The 24,777-nt window shown below is 71.5% G+C and carries 21 protein-coding genes; 16 read left to right on the top strand and 5 right to left on the bottom strand.

Annotated features, from left to right (window positions below; genetic code table 11):
* The first annotated feature begins 43 nt into the window (after window positions 1-43).
* The 7 genes from ACWENQ_RS06175 to ACWENQ_RS06145 all read left to right on the top strand — a co-directional run bounded on the left by ACWENQ_RS06175 (window position 44) and on the right by ACWENQ_RS06145 (window position 6,850).
* Entirely contained in the window at window positions 44-661 is a 618-nt protein-coding gene (locus ACWENQ_RS06175; RefSeq protein ID WP_452413044.1) for a hypothetical protein, read from the top strand.
* Window positions 662-860: 199 nt separating this feature from the next.
* A complete protein-coding gene (locus ACWENQ_RS06170; RefSeq protein WP_452413043.1) occupies window positions 861-2,042 on the top strand; it encodes an FAD-dependent monooxygenase in 1,182 nt (393 codons plus the stop codon).
* 62 nt (window positions 2,043-2,104) lie between these two features.
* Window positions 2,105-2,626 carry an RNA polymerase sigma factor gene (locus ACWENQ_RS06165; protein WP_354920417.1) on the top strand — a complete coding sequence of 174 codons (522 nt, stop codon included), beginning with the start codon at window positions 2,105-2,107 and terminating at the stop codon, window positions 2,624-2,626.
* Window positions 2,623-3,774 carry a CU044_5270 family protein gene (locus ACWENQ_RS06160; RefSeq protein WP_452413042.1) on the top strand — a complete coding sequence of 384 codons (1,152 nt, stop codon included), beginning with the start codon at window positions 2,623-2,625 and terminating at the stop codon, window positions 3,772-3,774. Before ACWENQ_RS06165 ends, ACWENQ_RS06160 begins: the two co-directional genes overlap by 4 nt.
* 180 nt (window positions 3,775-3,954) lie before the next feature.
* Window positions 3,955-4,410, top strand: a complete 456-nt coding sequence (locus ACWENQ_RS06155) for a carboxymuconolactone decarboxylase family protein (RefSeq protein ID WP_449915632.1) — start codon at window positions 3,955-3,957, stop codon at window positions 4,408-4,410.
* 119 nt (window positions 4,411-4,529) lie between these two features.
* Window positions 4,530-5,438 carry an alpha/beta fold hydrolase gene (locus ACWENQ_RS06150; RefSeq protein WP_452413041.1) on the top strand — a complete coding sequence of 303 codons (909 nt, stop codon included), beginning with the start codon at window positions 4,530-4,532 and terminating at the stop codon, window positions 5,436-5,438.
* Window positions 5,439-5,824: 386 nt separating this feature from the next.
* Window positions 5,825-6,850 (top strand): PrsW family intramembrane metalloprotease, encoded by a 1,026-nt coding sequence (locus tag ACWENQ_RS06145; RefSeq protein ID WP_452413040.1) that lies wholly within the window; start codon window positions 5,825-5,827, stop codon window positions 6,848-6,850.
* Between the two features lie 108 nt (window positions 6,851-6,958).
* On the opposite strand, the gene ACWENQ_RS06140 is transcribed toward ACWENQ_RS06145, so the two are convergent.
* Window positions 6,959-8,038 (bottom strand): hypothetical protein, encoded by a 1,080-nt coding sequence (locus ACWENQ_RS06140; protein WP_452413039.1) that lies wholly within the window; start codon window positions 8,036-8,038, stop codon window positions 6,959-6,961.
* A gap of 87 nt (window positions 8,039-8,125) precedes the next feature.
* On the opposite strand from ACWENQ_RS06140, the gene ACWENQ_RS06135 reads away from it, so the two are divergent.
* Window positions 8,126-9,547, top strand: a complete 1,422-nt coding sequence (locus tag ACWENQ_RS06135; protein WP_452413038.1) for a histidine kinase — start codon at window positions 8,126-8,128, stop codon at window positions 9,545-9,547.
* Window positions 9,544-10,692, top strand: coding sequence for a response regulator (locus tag ACWENQ_RS06130; RefSeq protein ID WP_452413037.1), 1,149 nt, complete (start codon window positions 9,544-9,546; stop codon window positions 10,690-10,692). The genes ACWENQ_RS06135 and ACWENQ_RS06130 overlap by 4 nt, the downstream gene beginning before the upstream one ends.
* Here the strand turns inward: ACWENQ_RS06130 and ACWENQ_RS06125 are convergent.
* The 3 genes from ACWENQ_RS06125 to wecB all read right to left on the bottom strand — a co-directional run bounded on the left by ACWENQ_RS06125 (window position 10,659) and on the right by wecB (window position 15,211).
* Window positions 10,659-11,246, bottom strand: a complete 588-nt coding sequence (locus tag ACWENQ_RS06125) for a hypothetical protein (RefSeq protein ID WP_452413036.1) — start codon at window positions 11,244-11,246, stop codon at window positions 10,659-10,661. The genes ACWENQ_RS06130 and ACWENQ_RS06125 overlap by 34 nt on opposite strands.
* Before the next feature lie 763 nt (window positions 11,247-12,009).
* Complete coding sequence (locus ACWENQ_RS06120; RefSeq protein ID WP_452413035.1) at window positions 12,010-14,040, bottom strand: glycosyltransferase family protein; 2,031 nt, start codon at window positions 14,038-14,040, stop codon at window positions 12,010-12,012.
* Between the two features lie 43 nt (window positions 14,041-14,083).
* A complete protein-coding gene (gene wecB, locus ACWENQ_RS06115) occupies window positions 14,084-15,211 on the bottom strand; it encodes a non-hydrolyzing UDP-N-acetylglucosamine 2-epimerase (RefSeq protein WP_452413034.1) in 1,128 nt (375 codons plus the stop codon).
* A gap of 56 nt (window positions 15,212-15,267) precedes the next feature.
* Between wecB and ACWENQ_RS06110 the strand changes: the two genes are divergently transcribed.
* The 7 genes from ACWENQ_RS06110 to hisC all read left to right on the top strand — a co-directional run bounded on the left by ACWENQ_RS06110 (window position 15,268) and on the right by hisC (window position 23,639).
* Complete coding sequence (locus tag ACWENQ_RS06110; protein ID WP_449915612.1) at window positions 15,268-16,920, top strand: glycosyltransferase family 4 protein; 1,653 nt, start codon at window positions 15,268-15,270, stop codon at window positions 16,918-16,920.
* Window positions 16,921-17,023: 103 nt separating this feature from the next.
* Window positions 17,024-18,286 carry a nucleotide sugar dehydrogenase gene (locus ACWENQ_RS06105; RefSeq protein WP_449915610.1) on the top strand — a complete coding sequence of 421 codons (1,263 nt, stop codon included), beginning with the start codon at window positions 17,024-17,026 and terminating at the stop codon, window positions 18,284-18,286.
* 19 nt (window positions 18,287-18,305) lie between these two features.
* On the top strand, window positions 18,306-19,394 hold the full coding sequence (locus tag ACWENQ_RS06100) for a glycosyltransferase (RefSeq protein ID WP_354920379.1): 1,089 nt from the start codon (window positions 18,306-18,308) through the stop codon (window positions 19,392-19,394).
* A gap of 42 nt (window positions 19,395-19,436) precedes the next feature.
* Window positions 19,437-21,209 (top strand): DUF4434 domain-containing protein, encoded by a 1,773-nt coding sequence (locus ACWENQ_RS06095; RefSeq protein WP_452413033.1) that lies wholly within the window; start codon window positions 19,437-19,439, stop codon window positions 21,207-21,209.
* A 10-nt stretch (window positions 21,210-21,219) separates the two neighbouring features.
* The gene (locus tag ACWENQ_RS06090; RefSeq protein ID WP_354920373.1) at window positions 21,220-21,885 is read left to right on the top strand and encodes an NUDIX hydrolase; all 666 of its coding nucleotides are present in this window, start codon (window positions 21,220-21,222) and stop codon (window positions 21,883-21,885) included.
* Window positions 21,886-22,211: 326 nt separating this feature from the next.
* Complete coding sequence (locus ACWENQ_RS06085; RefSeq protein WP_452413032.1) at window positions 22,212-22,562, top strand: hypothetical protein; 351 nt, start codon at window positions 22,212-22,214, stop codon at window positions 22,560-22,562.
* A gap of 9 nt (window positions 22,563-22,571) precedes the next feature.
* Entirely contained in the window at window positions 22,572-23,639 is a 1,068-nt protein-coding gene (hisC, locus tag ACWENQ_RS06080) for a histidinol-phosphate transaminase (protein ID WP_449915604.1), read from the top strand.
* 114 nt (window positions 23,640-23,753) lie between these two features.
* On the opposite strand, the gene ACWENQ_RS06075 is transcribed toward hisC, so the two are convergent.
* Window positions 23,754-24,722 carry an EamA family transporter gene (locus tag ACWENQ_RS06075; RefSeq protein ID WP_452413031.1) on the bottom strand — a complete coding sequence of 323 codons (969 nt, stop codon included), beginning with the start codon at window positions 24,720-24,722 and terminating at the stop codon, window positions 23,754-23,756.
* Window positions 24,723-24,777 lie beyond the last annotated feature (55 nt).

The following is a 24,777-nucleotide window of genomic DNA, read 5'->3' as shown; positions in this document are numbered from 1 at the left end:
AGAAAGCATGGTGAAATCATTTTCCGGGATATGTGCGGCGGTCATGTTGGTCGCCGGCTGCGGAGCCGCCTCGCCCGAGCCTCGCCCGAGTGCCGCGCGGCCCCCGGCGGCCGCCCGCGATCTCGGCGCCGCCCTCCTTCCCGCGCCGCCTGGCATGCGGGTCGCCTACGGTCCCGAGACCGGCCCCTACGGCGCGCTCGGCGCCACCCGGCAGGGAATGGCCGCCGTACGGCGGGGCAGCGCGTGCGCGCCGCGGCTCGACCTGGACCTTCCCGACGTGAGCGCCGCGCCGGCCGCCGTCGTGGCCTACGGTTCCGACGAAGGATCGCTCACCCAGGTGCTGGTCGACCTGCCCTCCGCCTTTCCCGGGGAGCTGCCGGCGGCGTGCGCCTCCTACGCGGCGGTCGTGGAGGGCGCCCGGGTCAGCTACGTCACCAGGAAGCTCGAGCTGCCGCCGCTGGGCGACCAGTCGCGCGCCTATGTGACGGCCGTCACGGGCGGCGGCCAGAGCCTGGAGGTGGGCTCCGTGGTGATCAGGGCGGGCAGGGTGGTGATGAGCCTGCTCGTGGTCGCGCGAAAAGTAAATAATGCCGAGCTGGGTGACCAATGCCGCGAAGCTTACGAAAGGCTGACTCTCGCCATGAATAGCGACGGAACATGACGCGGAGCTGAGCGATCGCCGCCGACGAGGTGCGGCTGGTCGGGCAGAACCTGACGGCGGTCCTGGAGAGCAGAACCTGACGGCGGTCCAGGAGGCAGGCGAGACGCGGGCGACCCGCGCACCGGCCGCCGCCGGTCAGGTCACCGCGCGGTGCGCGAGCGGTGCGCGGCCCGTCAGCGGGCCCGGCGAGCCTTGCCCCATGACGAACACCACCAAGCGCGTCCTGATCTCCGGCGCCGGCCTCGCCGGGCCCGCCATGGCCCACTGGCTCCTCCGCGACGGCCACGACGTCACCGTCGTCGAACGCGCCCCGGCCATCCGCGACGGCGGGCAGGCGGTCGACTTCCGGGGCGAGGCGCACATGACCATGCTGGAGCGCATGGGCATCCTCGACGAGGTCCGCCGCCGCAGGACCGAGGGCGGCCCCCTGGTCATCATCGACGCCGAGGGCACCGAACAACTGCGCCTGCCCGCCTCCTTCACCGGCGGCGCCGTCGAGATCGCCCGCGGCGACCTGTCGCACCTGCTGCACGACCTGACCAAGGACCGCGCGGAGTACATGTTCGGCGACTCCGTCGCCGCCATGACCGAGACCGCCGGCGGCGTCGACGTCGTCTTCGACAGCGGCGCGAGACGCGGCTTCGACCTGGTGATCGGCGCCGACGGGCTGCACTCCAACGTGCGCGGGCTCACCTTCGGCGCCGAATCGCGCTTCCTGAAGCGGTCGGGCTACCACGCCGCCCTCTTCGACGCGCCCAACCACCTCGGGCTCAGCGGCCGGTCGCTCATGTACAGCGAGCCCGGCCGCGGCTGCCTCGTCTACCCCGCCGAGCGGGACCAGGACACCCTGACGGTCATGTGCGTGTTCGCCGCGGACGCCGTCGACTACCACCGTCGCGACGTCGCCGCCCAGAAGCGGCTGCTGGCCGAGGCGTACGCGGGGGCGGGCTGGGAACTGCCCACGCTGCTGTCCCACCTCGACGACACCGGCGCCTTCTACTTCGACGCGATCGGCCAGATCCACATGGACCGCTACACCAGCGGCCGCGTCGCGCTCATCGGCGACGCGGGATACGGCGCCACCATGGGCGGCATGGGCGCGGGCATGTCCCTCATCGCCTCCTACGTGCTCGCCGGCGAGCTGGCCGCCGCGGGCGGCGACCACACGGTCGCCTTCCCCCGCTACGAGGAGCAGATCCGCGGCTACGCCAAGGCCTGCCAGCGGGTCGCCGACGGGGCGGGCGGGTTCTTCGCGCCCAGGAACGTGCGCCGCCGCAACCGCGTCTACAAGATCCTGAGCTCGGGTCTCCTCGTCGGCCTCCTCGACCGGATGACCACCAAGGCCGCCAACTCCATCAGGCTCAAGGACTATGCCGTGTAACCATCGCGCCTCCCGGACCACTTCTCCGTGTCAGCACACCCGAGACATGAGGGAGTTGGGCGGTGACGGATGAGCGAGAACGGTTCACCACCATCTACGACGAATGCCGGCAGCGCGTGTGGGCCTACGTGGTCACCAGAGCGGGGCGGCAGGTCGCCGACGAGGTGGTGAGCGAGACCTTCGCCATCGCCTGGCGCAAGCTCGACCAGGTGCCGGGCAACGCGCTGCCGTACCTGCTGGGGATCGCGAAGAACGTCCTGCGCGACACCATCAGGGACGAGGCCAGGCGCGAAGGGCTCGCCCGCGAGCTGCGCGAATGGGTCGCGGGCGACGTGGCCGACCAGGTGGCCGAGCGGCTCGGAGTCCTCAGGGCCATGGCCGGGCTCACCCAGGAGGAGCGCGAACTGCTCATCCTGGTCGCCTGGCAGGGACTGTCCACCCGCGACGCCGCCAAGGTCGTCGGCTGCTCGGTGCCCGCCTTCAAGGTCCGTCTCCACCGCGCGCGCAGGCGCCTGCGACGCGAGCTGGAACAGCCCCCCGCACCCGCCGTGTCCCGGCTCGGCCTCAAGGAGGAGTGGTCATGAACCCGATCGAGGAACTGCGCGCCGCCCGGCCCGCCCACCTCGGCGACGTCCCCACCGACGAGCGGACCAGGCGGTCCGAACTCGCCTACGCCATGTCGCACGACCGGCCCACCGGGCGCCGCCGCAAGCCCCGCCTGGCATGGGGGCTCGGCCTGGCGGGCGCCGCCGCGGGCGTCACCGCCGTCGCCGTCCTGGCCACGAGCACCGGGGCTGGTACGGCTCCGCGCCCGCCGTCGGCCGCCATCGGGTCCGGCACCCCGGCCTCCAGCACTCCCGCCTCCAGCGCCCCTGTGAGGCTGTCCGCCCAGCAGGTGCTCCTGGTCGCCGCCACCAGCGCCGAGCGGCGGCCGCCGGCCTCGGGCCGGTTCTGGCACACCGAGACGTTCGCCAGGAGCCTGGTCACGACCTCCGACGGCTACACGATGGCCTCGGAGCAGCGCAGCGAGATGTGGGTCGGCAAGAACGGTCAGTGGTCCCGTGACCAGTACCTCGGCGCCGAGCCCGCCACGCCTGACGACAGGGCGAAGTGGGAAGCCGCCGGATCCCCCGCCGAGGTCCGGATCTCCATGCCGGGCAAGGGCACGAGGGACAGGCGGTTCCCGCTCGCGGCCGGCAAGCCGTACAGCGGCCACCACTCCGGCAAGGAGGTGTTCTGGCTGGGACGCAACGTCACCCTCGACGACCTGGCCGGGCTCCCGGACGACGAGGCGGGGCTGAAGGCCTGGCTGCTGCGCAACTACGAGGGCAAGGACACCGAGTCCGACCGGCCCATGGCCGAGGACGCGTGGCTGTTCCAGGTCACCGCGGGGCTCATCACCGACATGCCGGTCAGCGCCAAGGTGCGCGGTGCCGCCTTCCGCATGCTCGCCGCGCTGCCGTCCGTGACCGCCGTCGGCCAGGTCACCGACGGGCAGGGCCGATCGGGTACGGCGATCGCCATCGAGACCGAGTCCCGGGTCAGCGCGCGGGACGCCGATCACGGGATCCTGCAGGACCGGCTGATCATCGACGAGGCGGCAGGGGTGGCGCTCGCCAGGGAGAGCGTCGTGGTGAAGCCGGGTGGCATGCAGGCCGGCCTGGCGCCCGGCACCGTCTGGAACACCGCCACGGTGGTGCGCGCCGAGTGGACGGACTCCCGCACGTCCTGACGCGGGACAGGATGGCGGCTTGCGGGCCACCGCGCCGTCAGCGTCGTCGCTCATCCGGAACCCGTCCCGTCCCGCTGTCACATTTCTCCGCCGGGGGTGGTCATGGAAGTGACGGCCCCCGCGCGGCCCCCGCACCGCGGACCGTCACCGATGACCATACGATGACGGAGGAGAACGATCATGGAAGCACGTATGAGCCACCCGGCGTCGACGGTTCCCGGCGCGATGAAGGCCCTGCTGAGCGTGGGCGCGACCCTTGATCAGACCGGCCTGTCGAAGCAGCTCGTCGAGCTCGTCAACCTGCGCGCCAGCCAGATCAACGGCTGCAGCGTCTGCGTCGACATGCACGCCCGCGCGTTGAAGAAGGCCGGCGAGAGCGACGAGCGGCTCTGGTCGGTGGCCGGGTGGCGGGACGCCCCCTACTTCACCGACGCCGAGCGGGCCGCCCTGGCGCTCGCCGAGGCCGTCACCCGGCTCAGCGACCGGCCGGAGGCGGTGTCCGACGAGATCTACGCCGATGCCGCCAAGCACTACGACGAGCCGCAGCTCGCGGCTCTCATCCTGGCGATCGCCACGGTCAACCTGTGGAACAGGCTCAACGCCGCCACCCGCCAGGTGGCGGGCGCCTGGGGCTGATCGTCCCGGCGACGGTCCATGGCGGGGCGTGCCGTACGGTGCCCTGTTCCTGTCGGTGGCCCGTTTCCGGCGGTGTCCCGTTCCTGTCGTTCTGTCGGTGGCCCGTGCGAGCATCTGGTGTGCTCGTCTCTCCCGCGTTCGTCACGGTCAGCGAGGGCCACCGGCTGGCCGTTCGGCGCAGCGGCCACGGTGGCGTGCCGCTGCTTCTCCTGCACGGTTTCCCCTGCACCAGCCTCATCTGGTCGCACACCATGGAGCCGCTGGCCGCGGCGGGGTTCGACGTCGCCGCGCCCGACCTGCGCGGCTACGGCGACTCCGACTTCGCCCCCGACGGCTTCTACGATTTCGCGGCGTTCAACGCCGACCTGGTCGGGCTGCTCGACGCGTTCGGCTGGGAGCGGGTCGTCGTCGCCGGCCACGATCTCGGTGCGATGGTGGCCATCGACCTGGCCAACCGGCATCCCGGCCGGGTCGACCGCCTGGTGGTGCTCGACGACTCCATGCCCGACCTGCCCGACGCGTTCGCCGCGGCGGGCATCCCGCCCGGCACACCGAAGCCGGCGATCTACGACTACCAGCGCCGGCAGGGCCTGCACGCCGACGAGCTCGTCGCCGAGCTGGACACCCCCGAACGCCGCCGGCGCTACATCGCCGAGTTCTTCGGGCACCGGATGTGGTGCCCGCCCGGCGCGTTCTCCGAGGCCGATCTGGCCGTGCTGACCGAGCCGTACGCCGACGCCGACCGGCTGCGCGCCGCCTTCGCCGACTACGAGGTGGTGATGGGCACCCGCGCCATGTCGGCCCCCGAGCTCATCGACCGGCCGGTCCAGCAGCAGACGCTGGTGCTCGTCGGTCCCGACCAGGTGACGCTCGGCGATCACGTCGCCGAGCGGTGCGCCATCGCCTTCCCGCAGGTCGTCGGCCCGTTCTGGGTGCCGGGGGCCGGTCACTTCATGCCCTGGGAGAAGCCCACCGTGGTCGCCCGCGCCATCCGCGCGTTCTGCGGGGACCTGCTGGCCGTTCGCTGAGGCGGTGGCGCGCCCTGGCAAGCCAGTTAAAAGGGATGTGCAACCACAAACCGCTAGAAAACGGATGAAACGCCCGACGGGGGGTGTGGCGCATCCCGTGCCTCGCCCCGCTCCCCGCCGGACCGACATCCGCAGGCGAGGCCACCACCATGACGACCCAGACCCGACAGCTGCCGAGGCCGCGGCCGGAGCCGCGCCCGGATCCCCGCCCGAAGCCGTGTCCGGATCTGTGCCTGGATCCGCGTTCGGAGCCCTGCCCGGATCAGTGTTCGGAGCCGTGCCTGGATCAGTGCCTGGATCAGTGTCCGGAGCCGTGCCAGGATCCGTGTTCGGAGCCGCCGCCGTCTGGGCAGGGCAGGAGCCGGGACAGGAGCATGGTCGCCGTCATGGTGATCTCCGTGCTGTGCGCCGTCGGCTACCTCGGCTCGCTGGTCCCGTCGTACGGCGCGACCGTCGCCGACCTGGCCCTGGGGCTCGCGGCCGGGCTGGCACCGCTGCCCGTCCTGCTCGGCGTCGTGCTCGCGATCGACCAGCTGGCGCAGAAACCGCGGCTGCACCTGGCCTTCGCCTTCGCGTGGGGCGCGGGGACCGCGCTGGTGGCGAGCGTCGTCGTGACGGGATGGCTCGCCCCCGACGGCCGGGCGGTCCTGACCCCGGCGGTCGAGGAGGTGGCCAAGGGGGCCGTGCTCGGGTGGCTGCTGTGGCGGCGCAAGGGCGCGATCACCACGCTGACCGACGGCATCGTCTACGCCGCCATGGCCGGGCTGGGGTTCGCGACCGTGGAGAGCGCCGGCCACCACCTCGCCGTGTTCGCGCGGGGCGGGCAGGGCGACCTGCTGCACGCGTTCGTTCAGCACGGGCTCGGGTCGGGGATCGCCCACCCCCTGTGGAGCGCGCTGCTCGGGCTGGGCGTCGGCTACGCGGCCGTCTCGCGGAGCCGGACGAGCGTCCTGATCGTCCCCTTGTACGGCGCGGCCGCCGTCCTTCTCCACAGCCTGTGGAACCACGCGATCCTCTCCGCCCCGACCGGACACGCCCCCGTCGCCGGCGAGAGGGCGGTCTCCGTAGCGTGCGCCGCGGCCGTCATCGTCCTGGCCGGCGCGATCACCGCCGAGCACCGCGGGCTGGTCGCCGCGATCGGCCGCCACCTGCCCCGCTACCAGCCGACGGGCCTGGTCACGCCGCGCGACATCGCCATGCTCTCCTCCCCGCACGGCCGCTGGCAGGCCCTCCACCACGCCCGGCGGCTCGGCGCCGGGCCCGCGATGGCCGCCTACCAGCGGGCCGCCACCGAGCTGGTCCTCCTGAGCCGCCAGGCCGAGCGCGGCGCCGCGCCACCCGGTGACCAGGTGGCGGAACGGCTGGCGGCCATGTCCCAGGCCCGCGCCGCGCTGCGCGCAGCGGCGCTGTGAGGGAGCGTTTGCGACCAGGGGTGCTGTGAGGAAGCGTTGCGCTGGGGTGTTCCGGATGGGTGGCTGCACTCCTGTTCCTGCGGTTGCCGGGGCGTATCGGGTGGGCGGCTATGCCGCTGCTCGGGTGGGGGCTGTGCCGGTGCTTGACCGGCGGCGCAGCCAGTAGGCGAGGACCGCGGCGCCCAGCAGCGCCCCCCACAGCGGGTACGGCCACAGCAGCAGCGCGAGCGGCTGCCCCCGCAGGACCGCGTCGATCACGAGGCCCGGCGAGGCAAGGAAGCAGACCCCCGTGATCAGGCCACCGGCGATGACGGGCAGCCGTACCGGAACCGGACGCCCGTGGTAGATCGGTACCCAGCGCGGGAACACCTCGCCCCACCTGCTGATCAGCCCCAGCGTCAGCACGGCGCCGATCAGTCCGGCGAAGGCGAGCAGCAGGCCCTGCATCCGGAGGGCCGCGTCCATGTTCGGCCCGGTGACGTCGGAGTCGGTCGCCCAGGGCGTCAGCCAGGTCAGCCGGTAGAGCGTGTACGGCAGCGGGCACAGCGCCGCCCCGATCGTGACGACGCGCCCCCACCGGGCGACCGACTCGGGCCTGGTCCACCGCGGCGGCTCCGCCGGCCGGAAGGACCTCACCGCGATCATCGCCCACACCGCCCACGCGGCGGCGTTGGCCAGCGTCCAGGCGAGCCGCCCGCCGTAGGAGGCGAAACTTCCGGCGACGTTGCCCAGGTAGGTCGCCACCGTGGTCATCGCGCCCGCCCCGGTGAGCACGTCGGCGACCACCAGGGCGGCCAGCGCGGCCAGGCCCGCCACGCCGTACGGCTTGCCGCGCAGGCCGGCCATGACCACGACGCCGAGCATGGCGACGGGCCCCAGCACCGCCAGGCTGTACGCGAAGAGGGACATGATGCCGGCGTCGGACATCACCACGCCGAAGAAGAGCAACTGCGCGACCGCCCCCACTCGCACCACCGGCCGCGGCCCGAAGATCGTCACCAGCCCCGCGAGCCCGGCGGCGACGGTCATCGGACCGGCCACCCCGTGCTCGATGAGGTGTGACAGCGACACCTTGACGCGGTCTCCGGCGCCGAACGGGTAGCTCGCCGGAGTCGTCCACCACAGAATCCCGACAGCGGTCACCGCCAGTGACAGCGCCGCGCCCAGGAGGCGATCCCTTCTCGTCATGCCGCTCACGCTAGGAATGCCCGTACCGGCACACCTCCCCCTGACGAGGGAGGTCACGCCACGCCGCGTCGGCTAGCGTCGCTCCACGTGAGAGGCCGTATCGCCCGCGCCGTCGGAGCGGGCACCTACCAGCTGCTGGGCGCCGCGCTGCTGACTCCCGCGGCCGTGGCGCTCGGCATAGTGATCATGACCGAGGTGACGCCGGGACGCGTCCTGGCGCTGTGGGCGGCGTGCCTGCCCGCCTCGGTGCTGCTCGCCGCGGTGCCGCTGACGCGGCGCATCGAGGTGGCCGCGCTGTCGGAACTGCTCGGCGTCGAGGTGCCCGAGCGGGCCGACCGCCTCTACCTCCTCGCCTTGACGAGCCTGCACCTGTACGGCGGCGCCACGCTCAGCGCGGGCGTCCTGCTGCTGGCACCCGGGCTGGTCAAGCTCGGCGACCTGGGGCTCTGGACCGCGGATCCCGGCGCGATGGCCCCGATACCCCTCCTGGCCGCCGCCACGCTGGCCGCGCTGGTCGCCGCCGGGTTCGCCCAGCGGTGGGCGGCGCGCCGCCTCCTGCACGCCGAGCCGTCCCGCACGATCGAGGAGCTCGGCCGGCGCGAGAGCCTCGCCCTGGAACTGCACGACTCGGTCGGCCACGCCCTCAGCGTCGTCCTGGTCCAGGCCATGGCCGCCCAGGCATCGCTGCAGCGCAGGCAGACGGACGTCGCCACCGCCGGCCAGTCGCTCGAGCACCTGATGGCCACCGCGCGCGACGCCCAGCAGGACCTCGACGTGCTGCTCGGGGTGCTCGACGACGGCGACGCCGGGCAGGGGCCCACGCTGGACGCGCTCGGCACGCTCACCCGTGGTGTGGACGTGCGGGCGAGCGTCGACCGTCTCGACCGGGTGCCGGGGGCGACCTCCCGCGCGGCCTACGCGATCACTAGGGAGGCGCTCACGAACGCCCTCCGCCACGGGCACGGGCCGATCACCCTCGACATCGCCGTCACCGACACCCTGGTGCTGACGGTGGAGAACGCGACATCGGCTACTACGGCCGCCCCGGCTCCCCACGGCACTGCGACCCCTCCAGGCATCCTGGAGGTGCCAGGCATCCCGGATGTGCCAGCCATCCCGGATGTGCCAGCCATCCCGGATGTGCCAGGCATCCCGGAAGTGCCGGGTATCCCGGAGGTACCGGGCACCCCTGACGCGCTGGGCATCCCTGACGTGGCGGTCATCCCGGAGGTGGCGGTCATCCCGGAGGTGGCGGTCATCCCGGACGCTTCGGGCGGCTCCGGTGCGCCGGGCGCGCCTGGCGTGGTGGGTTCGCGGGGGGTGTCCGGCGCGTCGGACGGGCTGGGGGCGTCGGATCCACCAGGTGCGCCGGAGGTGCCAGGGGCCTCCGGCAGGGCCGGGCGTGGCCTGACCGGCATGCGGATGCGGGCCCGCCTCGTCGGCGGCACCTGTACCCATCAGAAGGAGGTGGACGGCACGTGGCGCATCCAGGCGACGCTGCCGCTGTGATCAGGGTCGTCCTGGCCGACGACGAGAAGCTGATCCGCTCGGGATGGGCCGCGATGCTCTCCCTCCACGACGACATCGCGGTCGTCGGCGAGGCGTCCGACGGTCGCGAGGCCGTCGAGGCAGGTCTCGGCGCGGACGTCGTCCTCATGGACGTCCGCATGCCCCGCATGGACGGCCTCGCCGCCACCCAGGAGCTGGCCCGCCGCTCGCCCGCGACCCGGGTCGTGGTGGTCACGACGTTCGAGAACGACCAGCTGGTCTGGGGCGCCCTGCGCGCCGGCGCGGCCGGCTACGTGCTCAAACGTGCCCCGGCGAGCGAGCTGGTGGACGCCGTCCGGCTGGTCCACTCCCGCGACGCGGTGCTCTTCCCCGACGCGCTGCGCCGCATCGCCGCCCACCATCTCGGTACGGCAGGCCCCCCTACACCCGGACGCGTTCCGGGCCAGGGGACCAGCGGCCCGGCCATGAGGGAGCCGGCGGGACCTGACCTGCGACCACCCGGCCAGACGGGACGCGACCTGGGGCGGGCCGGTCAGGCGGGGCGCGACCTGGGGCGAGCCGGTCAGGCGGGGCGCGGCCAGGGACCGGCCGGTCACGCGGGGCGCGATCTGGGGCGGACCGGTCAGACGGGACGCGACCTGGGGCGAGCCGGTCAGGCGGGGCGCGGCCAGGGACCGGCCGGTCACGCGGGGCGCGATCTGGGGCGGGCCGTGGAGGCGGGACGTGACCTGGGACGGTCTGGTGAGGCGGGGCGCGCCCTGGGGAGGGCTGGTGAGGCGGGGCGCGGTCGTGATGGGAATCGCCGGTCAGGACTGGGCGGGCGTGCGGGCGATCGGCTGCCGGGGCGTGGATGGTGGCGCGGTTCGGCGGGGAGCGCCGGGGCGACGTGGCGGGTGCCGGTGGAGCTGACCCCGCGCGAGCTGGACGTCCTGCGGCAGATCGCCCACGGCCAGAACAACGCCGAGATCGCGGCCGCGCTGTACGTGTCGAAGGAGACGGTCAAGACGCACGTCCGCAACGTCCTGGACAAGCTCGGCGCCCGCGACCGCACCCAGGCGGCGGTCCTCGCCTACGAGCTCGGTCTCGTCTTCGCGGGCGCCGAGGCGTGGGATCAGCCGAGCGGCCCCTTCTCCTCCAGGGTGTAGCCGCCCTTGATCACCGGCGAGTCGGGCGCCGGCGCCATGCACCTGGTCAGGAGCGGCTCTCCCTCCGCCGTCGCCCCGGCCAGCCCGATCATGCTGGGGCCCGCGCCCTTCGGGGCGACGTAGAAGCTCACCCCCATGCGCACGCGCCGTTTCAGCAGGTCGTCCCAGGGCCCGCCGGGAGTCACCCGGACGAGCGTGCCCGTCACGGTGGCGACGGGGCCGCCGGTGGTCAGGCAGTCGACCTTGACCTCACCCCAGTTGACCTGGCGCGGCTTTCCCGGCTCCTTGACCGCGTGGTAGATGCGGAACGTCCCCCACGCCCGGGTCGGAAAGGCGGGGCTGGCGGCGGTGAACTCGCCGTGCGCGTCAACCGTGACCTGGATGTCGTTGCCCGGGGCGGGGAAGTGCATGCGCGCCCATCCCTTGATGCCGGCGGTGGTCTTGGCGACACGGACGCTCCCGGCGGGCGCCGCCGCCGCGCTCGCCGTGCCGGTGGCGGTCGTCGTGGCGGCCAGCGCCACGACGGCGACGACTCGAGCAGCCGTCTTGATCACGATGATCTCTCCGATCTGGTGGAGTGGACAGCATGGACTGACACCACGACTGTCGCGGACGGCGCCGCCTCGCACCTCCCTCGCCCGAGGGAGTCCACCGACGGGAGCCCGAGGGAGTCCCCAAGGTGAGCCCGAGGGAGTCCCCAAGGTGAGTCTGAGGGAGTCCCCAAGGTGAGTCTGAGGGAGTCCCCAAGGTGAGTCTGAGGGAGTCCCCAAGGTGAGTCTGAGGGAATCCACGCCACCGTTGGTCGAGACCGAGGTGGCAGTCCCACAGCACCAGCGGCGTCCCGTTGACGGTGCTGCCACGGTCGGCCGGCCCCACGCACCGTCCTGCCGATCGACGCGAGGGTGAGAACGCGAGTCTGACCCTCGCGGTCAGCCCGGGAGACGGCCGCCTGTCGTACGGTCGAGGAAGACGGGTGAGGGGAGATCGACGTGGTCCCAGGCTGCGGCAACTGCGATTGCTACGTGGAAGAACGAGTCCTGTTCAGGCCGCCGGACGAGCGCTGACCGATCGTGCTGGAGGGGCTCGCTCGGCGACGGGGCCCCTCTACCACCCGCTGATGCGACATCACGCGTACGGCCCACGCTCACGCCGAGTCGTACGGCCCGCGTCCACGCCGAGCCGTACGATGCGCGTCCACGCCGAGCCGTACGCCCAGCGTGACGTCCCCGGACGTGCGTCGGCCGCGTGGAGCGGCCGAGGTCGACGGCGTGGGCGTTTCCCGACGTGGCGGCTCCTGCCGTCGGGTGCTCGTGCGGGTCAGAGCATGACGTGGGATTCCGGGTGGCCCACGAAGGAGAACTGGGCGACCCGGTTCAGCTTGATGTCGTCGGCCTGCCACGTGTGCATCGCCGAGTCGGCGCTGCGCCAGTACACGAAGTTGAACCGGTCGGCCGAGTAGATCTTGACCTTGTCCTCCTTCAGCCGCCGCACCAGGTGGGTGTCCTCGCCGCGGGTGATGTCCGCGAAGCCGTACGAGCGGAACATGTCGGCCTTGCCGAGGAACGTGCCGCCCTGCACCAGCCACGTGTAGCGGTGTTCGAGGCCGGGCAGGCGCAGCATGGTCGTGTTGGTGCCCTCGAAGTAGGTGTAGTGGGCGCCCTTGCCGACGAGTTCGGCGTCGGAGTAGTCGAAGGCCCGCACCAGGTCGGACAGGTAGTGCTCGCCGTACAGGTTGTCGTCGTCCATCTTGGCGACGAGTTCGCCGTCGGCGGCGGCGATGCCCAGGTTCATGCACGCGCCCAGGGACATGTCGGCGGCGGCGGGCAGGACGACGACGTCGGAGATGCCCGCCATGCGGGCCTTGTCGGCGACGACGACGGGGTCGATGTCGAGGCCGTGCAGGACCATGACGAGCTGGAGCGGCCGGTGGCGCTGCCGGGCGACGGAGCTGATGGCGTGTTCGATCTGCGCGGCGCGGTTGGTCGGCAGGACGACGGAGATGGCGCGCGAGCGCGACTCGACCGGGTGGCCCATGAGGCCGAGGATCTGGTCGACGCGGTGGGAGAACAGGTGCTTGTCGAAGACCTCGCGCATGGCGAGGTGGCCCATGCGGGCGCGCAGCTCGGGGCTGTTGATCAGGTGGAGCACCTGGTTGAAGGACTCGATGGGCTCGCGGGCGATGGGGATGAGCGGGCCGAAGGTCTCCTCGATGGCGCGGGACCAGCCGGAGACGACGGGGGTGGCGCACGCGGACAGTTCGAAGACGCGGCGCGCGCACATGGTGGGCGACTCGAGCACCGAGTTGACGTTGAGGAAGACCTTGTACATCCGGTAGGCCGCGAGCATCTGGTCGTAGGGGAGCTCGCCCACGATGTGCGGCCGGTACTTCTCGGGCCAGGCGTACTTGTCGTCGACGGAGCCGTTGCGCGCGAAGATGTGCAGGCCGAGCTCCCTGATCGGGTCGATCACGGTCTCCATCTGCTCGCGGCGCTCGGGGTGCTTGTCGCGGAAGTACATGCCCGCGAAGACCACGTCGTGCAGGCGTCCCTGCTTCTGCTGGATGGGGTTGTGCACGCGGGGCTGGGCGGCGAACTGCAGGACGTCCACCCGGTCATGTCCCAGAACTTCACGATATTTCGGGATCATGTCGCCGTCGCAGGTGAACACGTAGTCGAACAGCTTCGCCGTGTCGATGAAGAAGTCGAAGTTGGGCGGGTCCTCCTTGTTCCAGAAGACCGTGGGGATGCCCTCGGCGCGGCACCACGCGACCAGGTCCCGCAGCTCCTGCTTGGGCGCGTTGGTGCCGGTCATCTGGTACCGCCAGCGGCCCTGGTTGCCGTGCCAGGCCGACTCGCAGAACAGCAGGTCGGGCCGCTTCTCGGCGAAGATCTCCGGCCAGTCGCGCAGGCCGAACTCGATCTGGTCCCACTCGTAGCGGAAGGCCATCCTGGAGAAGTCGTCCAGGATGACGGCGACCTTCAGGTCGGGCCGGTTGATCGGCCCGGTGGGCCACTTGACCGTCGGCACCTCGACCAGCGGCGGGCGCTTGCCCGCCGCCTCGGTGACCGTCGAGACCGGTGTCGGCGCGGCGGGCGCCTTCTCGTTCGAGCGCACCGCCGCCACGACCTTGCCCGGGTTCTTGGACGTCAGCGCCTCGCCCAGCTTGAACGCGCGCTTGGTCTGCGTGGCCTGCAGCTTCCAGGTGGCGTACTCGGCGCGGGCCTCGGCGATCTCGAGCCGCCGCCGCAGCTCCTTGATCTCCTCTTCGTACCTCTCGACGAGCTTGCGCTCCTCAGGGAGCCAGTTGATCGGCCCGAGTCGCTGGAAGGTCGGCTCTTCTGAAGACATCCGCTCGTCCTCACTAAGTCAAAGGAGGTCTGTCATGGTACGGCTACTGCCGCCCGTTTCGTGAGGCCGGTGAGAGGTTCTCCCCCTTCAGCCACGACGCGATGACCCGCGCGATCCTCGGGCCCGCGGCGCCGTCCCACAGCACGGGCAGTTCCCCGGCCGGGGTCGTGGCCCCGTCGGACAGCGCCTTGGACGCGGCGGCGGCCAGCGCCGCGGGGGTGACGAGCCTGTTGGTGCCGTGGGTGACGGTGATCGGCCGCTCGGTGTTGGGCCTGACGGTGAGGCACGGCACGCCGAGCATCGTGGTCTCTTCCTGCACGCCGCCCGAGTCGGTCACGACCAGCGCGGCGCCCCGCACGAGCGAGAGGAAGTCGACGTATCCGAGCGGGTCGACGACCTTGACGTCGGGCCCGTCGACCAGGCCGACCGCGGCGAGCTGGGCGCGCCCGCGCGGGTGCATCGGCACGACCAGCGGGACCTGCGCGGCGACCTCGAGGACGGCGGAGACGAGCTCGCGGGCGGCCTCGGGCGTGTCCACGTTCGCCGGGCGGTGCAGCGTGGCCACGGCATAACGAGAAGGTATGCCGAGCCGTTCGACGACGGGTGCGGGGTCGAGCGAGGGGAGCGCGGCGAAGAGGCTGTCGATCATCGGGTTGCCGACCAGATGCGTCCTGGCGGCGGGCACGCCCTCGGCGGCCAGGTACGACAGCGCTTCGGGCGAGGTGGCGAACAGCAGGTCCGACAGCGAGTCGGTGACGATCCTGTTGACCTCCTCGGGCATCCCGCGGTCGAAGGAGCGCAGGCCCGCCTCGACGTGGGCGGTGGCGACGCCGAGCTTGGCGCAGACGAGGATGGCGGCCAGCGTGGAGTTGACGTCCCCGTAGACGATCACGAGGTCGGGCTCCTGCGCCAGGAAGACCTCCTCGAGGCCGATGAGGAGGGCCGCGGTCTGCTTGGCGTGCGTTCCCGATCCGACTCCGAGGTTCGCGACGGGTGCGGGGAGTCCGAGGTCGGCGAAGAAGACGTCCGACATCAGCGCGTCGTAGTGCTGACCGGTGTGGATGATGCCCTGCCGCACGCCCAGCTCGTCGAGTCCGCGGACCACGGGGGCGGCCTTCACGAAGTTGGGACGGGCGCCGAGGACATGGAGGACCAGGGGGTTCTCCCTCATCTACCTCGCCTTTCATAGCGGAAGGGGAAAAACGTTGCCTATGGTACGGTCACCGCGTGGTATCCGACGCCAGACCAAAGGTTTCCGCCAAGTCGGCCAGGGCCGGAGTCGGTGGACTTCTCAAGGGCTTCATCCAGCATCCGGTCATCGTTTCCCGCGTCGTCGTCGCGAAGGTGAAATCCGACCCCGTCCGGGTCGCCCAAGCCGCCGCCGACGCGCTCCCGCCGAGGCTGCGCCCCGTCGTGGGCCGGGTCGCCTGGCCGGCCGCCCGCAAGGTACGGCGTGCCGTCCGCAAGGTCGGCATGCGCGTGGTGAAGGCGCCGTGGAACGAGGCCAAGGCGCACTGGGACGCCGGACGCGTCACCGAGGCGGCCGAGGTCCTCGAGCCGCACGCCAAGTACCCCTTCGTGAAGCGCAGGGCCGCCTACTACCGGGGCGAGCTGGCCGCGATCAGCCCTGACCCGATCCCGCCGCGTCCCAAGGTGGCGATCACCGAGCGCGTGGCCGGCCGGGTGCTGCACATGGTCACCAACGCCCTGCCGTACACGCAGGCGGGTTACACGGTGCGCACGCACCGGATCGTGACCGCGCAGAAGGAGAAGGGCCTCGACCCGCACGTCGTGACCAGCTGGGGCTGGCCGATGCTGCAGGGGCACGCGGACGCCGCGCCGTTCGAGGAGCTCGACGGCATCCCGTACCACCGGCTGCTGCCGGACGGGCGGCAGGAGATGCCGTTCGAGACGCGGGGGCGCATCATCCTGGGCGCCGAGCGCGTCACCGAGCTGGTCGCCACGCTGCGGCCGCAGGTGCTGCACGCGGCCACCGACCACCGCAACGGGTCGATGGCGTACGCGGTCCGCGAGCGGACGGGCACGCCGTTCGTCTACGAGGTGCGCGGCTTCCTGGAGGAGACCTGGGCCTCGCGCGACCCGATCCGCATCGGCAGCGAGCGGCACGTCCTCCAGCGCGAGCGTGAGGCGTTCCTGATGCGCGAGGCGGACGCGGTGGTCACGCTGGCCGAGACCATGGCGCAGGAGATCGTGGAGCGCGGCGTGCCGCGCGAGAAGATCCGCCTGGCGCCCAACGCGGTGGACGACTCGCTGCTGACGGCCGACTACGACGGCGCGGCCTTCCGCCGGTCGATGGGCATCGGCGACGACGAGATCGTGGTCGGCTCGGTCTCCAGCATCGTGGCCTACGAGGGTTTCGCGACCCTGCTGCGGGCGGGCGCGCTGCTCAGGAAGGACGTCAGGGTCCTCATCGTCGGCGACGGCACCGAGCGGGACAACCTGCTCGCGCTCGTGGAGGAGCTCGGCCTCGACAACGCCATCCTGCCGGGCCGGGTGGGCCCTGAGGAGGCGCTGCAGGCGCAGGCGGCGATCGACATCTTCGTCTGCCCCCGCGAGGACCTGAGGGTGTGCCGGCTCGTTACGCCATTGAAACCCGTCGAGGCGATGGCGCTCGGCAAGCCCGTCGTGCTGAGCGATCTGCCCGCGCTGTCCGAGCTCGTCGGCTCCGAGGGCGCGGGTCTGCTGGTCCCGCCCGGCGACCCGGAGGCGCTCGCCAAGGCGCTGTCCGACCTGCGACAGGACCCGGCCAGGCGAGCTGAGATGGGTGAGGCTGGAAAGGCGGAAGTGGCAGCAAAGCGGACATGGAGCCGCGTTGCCGAGACTTATCGTGACCTTTACCGAACGCTTGAAGAACGATGACCTACAAGTTCGCTGTCGGTTCTGACGGGTTCAGTCGCATTAGGCGTGAGCTAGGTGGACTTGAGATAACCTTTGCCACCATGAAGTGTTCTAAGGCGATGTCGTGACGGATTTCGACCTGGCAGTCATCGGCCTGGGTTACGTCGGCATGCCGCTGGCCAAGGAGGCCGTGGCGGCAGGCCTGCGGGTCGTCGGCGTGGACGTCGACCCCCGCAAGGTCGACGCGCTCAACGCCGGTCAGTCCTACATCGACGACCTGACCGACGCCGACCTCGAGCACATGCTGGCCAACGGCTTCAGCGCCACGCTCGACGAATCGGTGCTGGCAGCCAGCGACACGATCGTCATCTGCGTTCCCACGCCGCTGGACGAGGACCACCGTCCCGACCTGTCGGCGGTCGAGGGCGCGACCAAGGCGGTCGCGCGCAACCTCAGCCGCGGAACCCTCGTCGTCCTGGAGTCCACGACCTACCCCGGCACCACCGACGGTGTGGCCAGGCCGCTGCTCGAGACCTCGGGTCTCGTCGCCGGCGTCGACTTCCAGCTCGCCTTCTCTCCCGAGCGCATCGACCCCGGCAACCCCAAGTACGGCCTGCGCAACACCCCCAAGGTCGTCGGCGGCTACACCGACACCTGCCGTGACCGGGCCGCCGCCTTCTACGGCCAGTTCATCGAGCAGATCGTGCCGGTCAGCGGCACCCGCGAGGCCGAGATGGCCAAGCTGCTGGAGAACACCTACCGGCACGTCAACATCGCCCTCGTCAACGAGATGGCGATCTTCTGCGACGAGCTCGGCGTCGACCTGTGGGAGGCGATCGAGGCCGCGGCGACCAAGCCGTTCGGCTTCCAGAAGTTCCTTCCCGGACCCGGCGTCGGCGGCCACTGCATCCCCGTGGACCCCGGCTACCTGTCGTACACGGTCCGCAAGCTCGGCTACCCGTTCCGGTTCGTCGAGCTGGCGCAGGAGATCAACGAGCGGATGCCCGCGTACGTGGTCAACCGCGTCCAGCGCCTGCTCAACCGGCACCGCAAGGCCGTGAACGGCGCCAAGGTCGTGCTGCTCGGCGTCACCTACAAGCCGGACATCGCCGACGAGCGCGAGACCCCCGCCCTGCCCGTCGCCCGGGCGCTGCTGGAGCTGGGCGCGGAGCTCACGTTCGTGGACCCGTACGTCAAGGAGTGGTCGGTTGACGGCACCGCGGTGCCGCGTGAGGAGGACCTGGCCGAGGCCGTCGTGACCGCGGACGTGACGCTGCTGCTGCAGCAGCACGCCGCTTTCGACCTCGACATGGTCGAGGAGAACGCCAGGCTCGTGCTGGACACCCGCGGCGTGCTCGCCGAGGGTGAACGCGTCGAGCGGCTGTAGCGACAGGGGGCTGCGCGCAGTGCACGTGCTCGTCATGACGGTGGTGCATAACCCCGAGGACGCCCGGATCCTGCACCGGCAGATCCGCGCTCTCGTGGATGCCGGTCATGAGGTCACGTACGCGGCGTCCTTCTCCGCCCACGGCGTGGTCGCCAGACCGTGGGTGAACGCCATCGACCTGCCCAGGGCGGCCCAGCGCAAGCGCGTCCGGGCCGTGTGGGAGGCGCGAAGGGCGTTCAAGCGCCTGCGTGACAAGGTCGACCTCGTCCTCATCCACGACCCCGAGCTGCTGTTCTCGGTCTGGGGCATGCGCCGCAGGCCGCCCGTGGTCTGGGACGTGCACGAGGACACCCCGGCCACGCTGTCGCTGAAGCCCTGGCTGCCGTCGTTCCTGCGTCCGCCGGTGCGCTTCCTGGCCCGCCTGCTGGAGGGCACCGCCGAGCGGGGACTGCACCTGCTGCTGGCGGAGACCGCCTACGCGGGCAGGTTCAAGCACGCCCACCTCATCGTCCCCAACGAGACGTGGGTGCCCGACGACGTGACGCCGCCCGGCGACGACAGGGTCGTCTACCTCGGCTGGCTGTCCAGGGCGCGTGGCGTCCAGGAGGCGATCGAGGTCGGTCGCCTGCTGCAGCCGTACAAGGTGGCGGTCGAACTGATCGGCTACGCCGACCCGCAGTCGCGGCCCGCGCTCAACCAGGCGGTGGCCGACGGCGTGCTGGAGTGGCGTGACTTCATGCCGAACGACGAGGCGCTGAAGCGGCTCGACGGCGCGCTGGCCGGGCTGTCGCTCCTGCACGACGAGCCCAACTACCGCCACTCCATGCCCACGAAGATCGTGGAGTACATGGCGCACGGGATCCCCGTGATAACGACTCCCTCGCCGCGCGCGGTGGAGCTGGTCGAGCGGTACTCCAGCGGCGTGGTCGTGCCGTGGGAGGACCCCAAGGCCGTGGCGCAGGCCGTCCTGTCACTCAGGGACGACCAGCGCGAACGGCACGCGATGGGGGCCCGCGGTTACGCCGCGGCCCGCGCCAACCACCACTGGCCGAACTCGGCACGCAGGTTCGTCGCCCAACTGGAGTCCTGGGCCGGCGTCAAGAAGTAGCGTTTATCCCCTGCTGATCACGAGGGCGGTAGGTTCCTGAACGTGCGCTGGCTCACTGTGCTTCTGGGTGCCGCGATCCTGGCCGCCATCGCGGCGGTGGTCATGGTCCTTCCCGACAAGGAGCCGACCGCGGGCGACACCCGGGCCTCGGCCGCGCCCTCCGCGTCCAAGAAGGCGTTGCCGCAGCCGACCGCCAAGCAGTTCAGGGACTCCTGCGGCACCTTCGACCTGCAGGACGTCAAGCCGTACGCGATCACCGGCTACTGGATCACCCCGTCGAGCAACCCGTGCACGTGGCGGCACCAGATGGAGGAGATCCACGCCGCCGGCGGCGACACCGTCATCAGGATCGGGTACGGCCTGCAGTACCGGCCGGTCAGGGACGGCCAGATCCTGACCAGGGACGGCGAGGTCGACCCGCGCTACACCGACTGCGAGGGGTGCTGGACCGAGGCGGAGGACGACCTCAGGCGGGCCAACCCCGGCAACAGGATCGGCCGCACCTTCGTGTACCGGACCGACGAGGCGTTCGGCCCGGGCCTGTTCCGCTGCCCCCAGATGGAACGCGCCATCGAGAGCCACAAGCGGGTCTACTACCGGCTCGTCGCCGCGCCCGACGGCTCCGACGACGCCACCTGCGACTTCACCAAGACGGGACGCTCCTACGACCTGATCCTGATCGCCGGCGCGAAGAAGGACAGCCTCGAGGAGCTGCTCGACCTCGGCGAGACGTTCGGCATCCAGGTCTTCCCCTCGCTGCCGATGGCGCCGCGCGACTCGGACGTGGCGACCAGGGCCAGCCAGAAGCACATGCCCGTGCTCGTCACGCTGACCCGCAGGATCCTGCAGGACTACGGCGACCGCTTCAAGGACAGGGCCTCGCTCGGCGGCTTCTACCAGCCCTTCGAGCTGCAGATGGGCGCCACCATGGCCACCAACCCGACCCTGCAGGTCTACTCCGAGCAGCACGTCATCATCGAGCAGGAACTGCCCGGCAAGCCGATCCTGGTCAGCCCCTACATGGACGCCCGCAAGCGGGTGGGGTTCGGCCAGACGCCGAAGCAGGTCGCCGAGGGCTTCAAGGCGCTGGCCAAGTCGGGCGTCGGCATCATCGCCCCCCAGGACAGCAGGGGCACCGGCAAGGTCGGCCTGTTCTGGCCCGACCAGCGGTACGAGGAGGTCGACCCGCGCCTGCGCCCGGTCGTCGGGGAGACCACCTACGACACCGCCTACCACGGCTCGACCCGCGACTACTACCGTGAGATGGCCCTCGCCCGCGAGCAACTCGTCGAGGAGGGCTTCGAGGTCGACCTGTGGGCGAACGTCGAGTCGTTCGAGCCCTCGGCCGTCACCCCGTGCCAGCCGCAGGGCACCCGCGGCGCGACCGACAAGAAGCGCCTCGACGCGGCGGTCGCGATGACCGGCAGGTACGTGCAGAAGGTCGTCTCCTACATGTGGAGCGACTTCTTCACCTGCGGCGACTCCCCGCTCAAGGAGCAGGTCACGGCCGACCACCGGCGGCCCATCGCGGTCGACGCGGTCAGGACCTCGCCGAACGAGGAGGACGGCATCGAGGTCCGCGGCTACAACCTGGAGCCGGGCGGCACGATCACGATGACCTGGCCGGGCGGGTCGGCCGAGCTGCTGATCTCCGCGACCGACGCGCCCAACGAGGCCATGGCCGACCGCATCGTGGTCGCCTGGGTGCCCTTCGACTGGTCGCAGGTGCCCCTCGGCGTCTGGGTCAAGGTCGGGGTGCGCTCACCGGCGGGCCTGGAGGCCACCGAGCCGTTGCACGTGCGCGTCAGCGTGTAACGTGCCTGGCATGGTCCCCACCGTTCCGGTCAGCGTGGACCTCGTCGTCCTCACTGTCCGTTGTCAGGCGCTCTCGGCTCTGCTGTGGCGCCGTGACAACCCGCCGTTCCTGCGCCGATGGTCGCTGTCCGGCGGCTTCATCCAACTCGACGAGGACCTGCCCGACGCCGCCCGCCGCATCCTGGCCGAACGCGCGGGCCTGCCCGGCGCGCCCGTCCACCTGGAGCAGCTGCAGACCTACGGCTACCCCGACCGCGACCCGCGCCAGCGCGTCCTGTCCGTGGCCTACCTGGGGCTGGCTCCCGACCTGCCCGCCTCGGAGAAGGCGCACATGGCGTGGGTGCCCGTCTCCGAGCTGAACGTCATGGCCTTCGACCACCGGCGCATCATGCTCGACGGCATCGAGCGGGCGCGCGCCAAGCTGGAGTACACCTCGCTCGGCGCGGCCTTCTGCCCGCCCGAGTTCACGGTGGCCGACCTGCGGCGCGTCTACGAGATCGTCTGGGGGCGCCCGCTCGACCCGCGCAACTTCCACCGCAAGGTGACCAAGGCCGAGGGGTTCCTCGTCGAGACGGGCGGGACCACCACCCGCGACGGCGGCCGTCCCGCCAAGCTCTACCGCCGCGGGCCGGCCGAACTGCTCCACCCGCCGATGCTGCGCTCGCTCAAGGAGTAGTCGCGCCCCCGGCGTACGTCGCCGCGCGGCTCGGCGCCGAGGCGGCCGACGACCTGGCGGCCGAGGGTTCCTCGTCGCGTTCAGGAAACGACACGCCTTCGATCCGGCGCGCGGGGTCGTGCGGGCCTGGCTGTACGGCATCGGTTCGCCTACTCCACGAATCCGGCCGAGGGACGGCTCGTCAGGATCAAGGGAAGGCCCGGCTTCCCGCTGGCGGGCCCGGCGACCTACCAGACGCTGCGGGACCTGCCCGCCGAGCCGGCCGCGCTAAGGAGAAGCTGCGCGCGCTGGTCCTCGACGACGAGGAGCCGCCGCCCGCCCAGTACGTGGAACGGCACGTCACCGGGGCACTGCTCACCCTCATGCACGAGGTGCCCGTGTCCAAGGAGGTCAGGGCGGCCGCCTACACGGCGTTCAGGAGCCAGCCCGGCGTCAAGGACCTCGGCCCGGCGAAGGACCCCCTGGGCAGGGGCGGGCGCAGGTTCGACACGGAGATGGAGGACTCCGGCAGGTTCACGGCCGAGCAGTATCACATCATCGACCCCACGACCTTCACGCTGCTGTCGTCCGCGCTGAACACCACCGTGGACGGCAAGCCGCTGCAGGCGAAGACCTCTGTCACGATCGTCAAGTCGACCGGGTGGACCAGCGAGAAGCCTGCCGTTCCCGCCGACTAACATGAGGCCATGCCTCGATTCCGTGCGATTCTTGACACTATGCCCCCGTACAAGGCGGGCAGGGCCGTGGTGAGTGCCGACGGCAGGTCGTACAAGCTCTCCTCCAACGAGTCGCCCTACGATCCGCTGCCGTCGGTCGTCGAGGCGATCGCCGAGGGCGCGAGGCAGATCAACCGCTACCCCGATCCTGGCGCGGTCAAGCTCACCGAGATGATCGCGGCCAGGTACGGGGTGCCGGCCGAGCATGTGGCGCTCGGCGCGGGCTCGGTCACCGTGGCCCAGCAGCTGTTCGAGACGTTCGGCGAGCCGGGCGTCGAGGTGATCTACGCCTGGCGCTCCTTCGAGGCGTACCCGCTACTGGCGGACCTGGCCGGGGTGACCTCCGTCCGGGTGCCGCTGGCCGGCGAGGACCACGACCTGGACGCCATGGCGGCGGCCGTCACCGACCGCACCTCCATGATCTTCGTCTGCAACCCGAACAACCCGACCGGCACCTCCATCCGGCGCGCCGAGCTCGAGGCGTTCCTCGACAAGGTCCCCTCCGACGTGCTGGTGGTGCTGGACGAGGCCTACCGCGAGTACGTCCGCGACGCCGACGTCCCCGACGGGCTCACCCTCTACCGCGACCGGCCCAACGTGTGCGTCCTGCGTACCTTCTCCAAGGCGTACGGCCTGGCGGGGCTGCGCGTGGGCTACCTGATCGGGCACGAGCCCGTGGCCGCGGCCGTCCGCAAGACGATCGTCCCGTTCGCGGTCAACCACCTGGCGCAGCTGGCGGCCATCGCCTCGCTGGAGACGCAGGCCGAGAAGGAACTGCTCGACAGGGTCGACTTCGTGGTCAAGGAGCGCACCAGGGTCCGCGAGGCGCTCGTCGCGCAGGGCTGGACGGTGCCGCCGACGGAGGCCAACTTCGTGTGGCTGCGCCTCGGCGAGCGCACCACGGACTTCGCGGCGGCGTGCGCGGTCGAGGGTGTGGCGGTGCGGCCGTTCCCCGGTGAGGGGGCGCGCGTGTCGATCGGCACCCCCGAGGCCAACGACGCCTTCCTGCGGGCGGCGGCCGACTTCCGCCAGTCCTGACGGGACCGTCCGGGCCGTCCCGCCGGGAGGCGGCCCGGGTTCGCGTGGTCACTCCAGGCGGAGGGTCTCGTGCCGCGTGGCAGGCAGCTCATGGAGCGTCTGGTGCCGCGTGGCCTATGGTTCCTGGCCACCGCTCACACCGAGGCGGACGTCGGCCCCATCGTCGACGCGTTCGCCGACGCTCTGCGGTCGCTTCCGCTCGGTTGAGATCACCAGCGCGACGCCGATCAGGATGACGAGACCGCCGCCGAGGATCCGCGGCGTCACCGGCTCGCCCAGCACCAGCGCGCCGAGCGCGACGGCCACCGCGGGATTGACGTACGCGTAGGTCGCCACCAGCGAGATCGGCGCGTTCCCCAGCAGCCAGACGAACGAGGTGAATCCGACCAGCGAGCCCACCAGGATCAGGTACGCCAGCCCCACCCACGACCGGCCGGAGATCGCCGCCAGGTCCGTCCGCTCACCGAGCCCGGTGCCGAGCACCGCGAGTCCGAGGCCGCCGACGATCATCTCGACCGTGCTGGCGGCGAACGGGTTGGCCGGCATCGAGATGCGGCTCGACAGGAACGACCCCACCGCCCACGACAGTGATCCGATCAGCACGATGATGGTGCCGGTCGTCGAGTTCGCGCCGTGCCCGCCGGTGAGCGACAGCGCCGCCACGCCGACGAGGCCGATCAGCACGCCCGTCAGGGTGAGCACCTGTGGCCGGTCCCTGACCAGGAACCGGAACATCACCAGCCACAGCGGCACGGAGGCCACGAGCAGCGCCGCCAGGCCGGTGGAGATGTGCTGTTCGGCGACGGCGAGCAGGCCGTTGCCGAGTGTCAGCAGCAGCAACCCCGCCAGCGCCGCGCCGGCCAACTCCCTGCGGGTCATCCTGAACGCCGCGGTCCCGTTCTTGGCCAGCAGGAACCCGCCCAGCAGGATGCCCGCCGTGATGAACCGCATGGCCCCGCTGAGCATGGGCGGGATTGTCTCGACGGCGACGGCGATGCCGAGGTAGGTAGACCCCCACACCACGTAGACGATGCCCAGGGCCACCCAGATGAGCAGCCGCTTGTCAGTGGTGTTCTGTGTCATAGCTACTGACAATAACGAGTGGCCATGTGACGGTGTACGGCACCCCCACCGGCGG

The organism is Nonomuraea sp. NPDC004354, from assembly GCF_053602555.1.
Note: the sequence above shows the minus strand (reverse complement) of the source record. Positions and strands in the feature narration are given on the sequence as shown.

Excerpts from the sequence above, each read along its gene's own strand:
- hisC (WP_449915604.1), top strand. The coding sequence starts at position 22,572 with ATGCCTCGATTCCGTGCGATTCTTGACACTATGCCCCCGTACAAGGCG.
- ACWENQ_RS06120 (WP_452413035.1), bottom strand. The coding sequence starts at position 14,040 with ATGTCTTCAGAAGAGCCGACCTTCCAGCGACTCGGGCCGATCAACTGG.
- ACWENQ_RS06090 (WP_354920373.1), top strand. The coding sequence starts at position 21,220 with ATGGTCCCCACCGTTCCGGTCAGCGTGGACCTCGTCGTCCTCACTGTC.
- ACWENQ_RS06155 (WP_449915632.1), top strand. The coding sequence starts at position 3,955 with ATGGAAGCACGTATGAGCCACCCGGCGTCGACGGTTCCCGGCGCGATG.
- ACWENQ_RS06075 (WP_452413031.1), bottom strand. The coding sequence starts at position 24,722 with ATGACACAGAACACCACTGACAAGCGGCTGCTCATCTGGGTGGCCCTG.
- ACWENQ_RS06175 (WP_452413044.1), top strand. The coding sequence starts at position 44 with ATGTTGGTCGCCGGCTGCGGAGCCGCCTCGCCCGAGCCTCGCCCGAGT.
- ACWENQ_RS06170 (WP_452413043.1), top strand. The coding sequence starts at position 861 with ATGACGAACACCACCAAGCGCGTCCTGATCTCCGGCGCCGGCCTCGCC.
- ACWENQ_RS06160 (WP_452413042.1), top strand. The coding sequence starts at position 2,623 with ATGAACCCGATCGAGGAACTGCGCGCCGCCCGGCCCGCCCACCTCGGC.
- ACWENQ_RS06145 (WP_452413040.1), top strand. The coding sequence starts at position 5,825 with ATGGTGATCTCCGTGCTGTGCGCCGTCGGCTACCTCGGCTCGCTGGTC.
- ACWENQ_RS06140 (WP_452413039.1), bottom strand. The coding sequence starts at position 8,038 with ATGACGAGAAGGGATCGCCTCCTGGGCGCGGCGCTGTCACTGGCGGTG.
- wecB (WP_452413034.1), bottom strand. The coding sequence starts at position 15,211 with ATGAGGGAGAACCCCCTGGTCCTCCATGTCCTCGGCGCCCGTCCCAAC.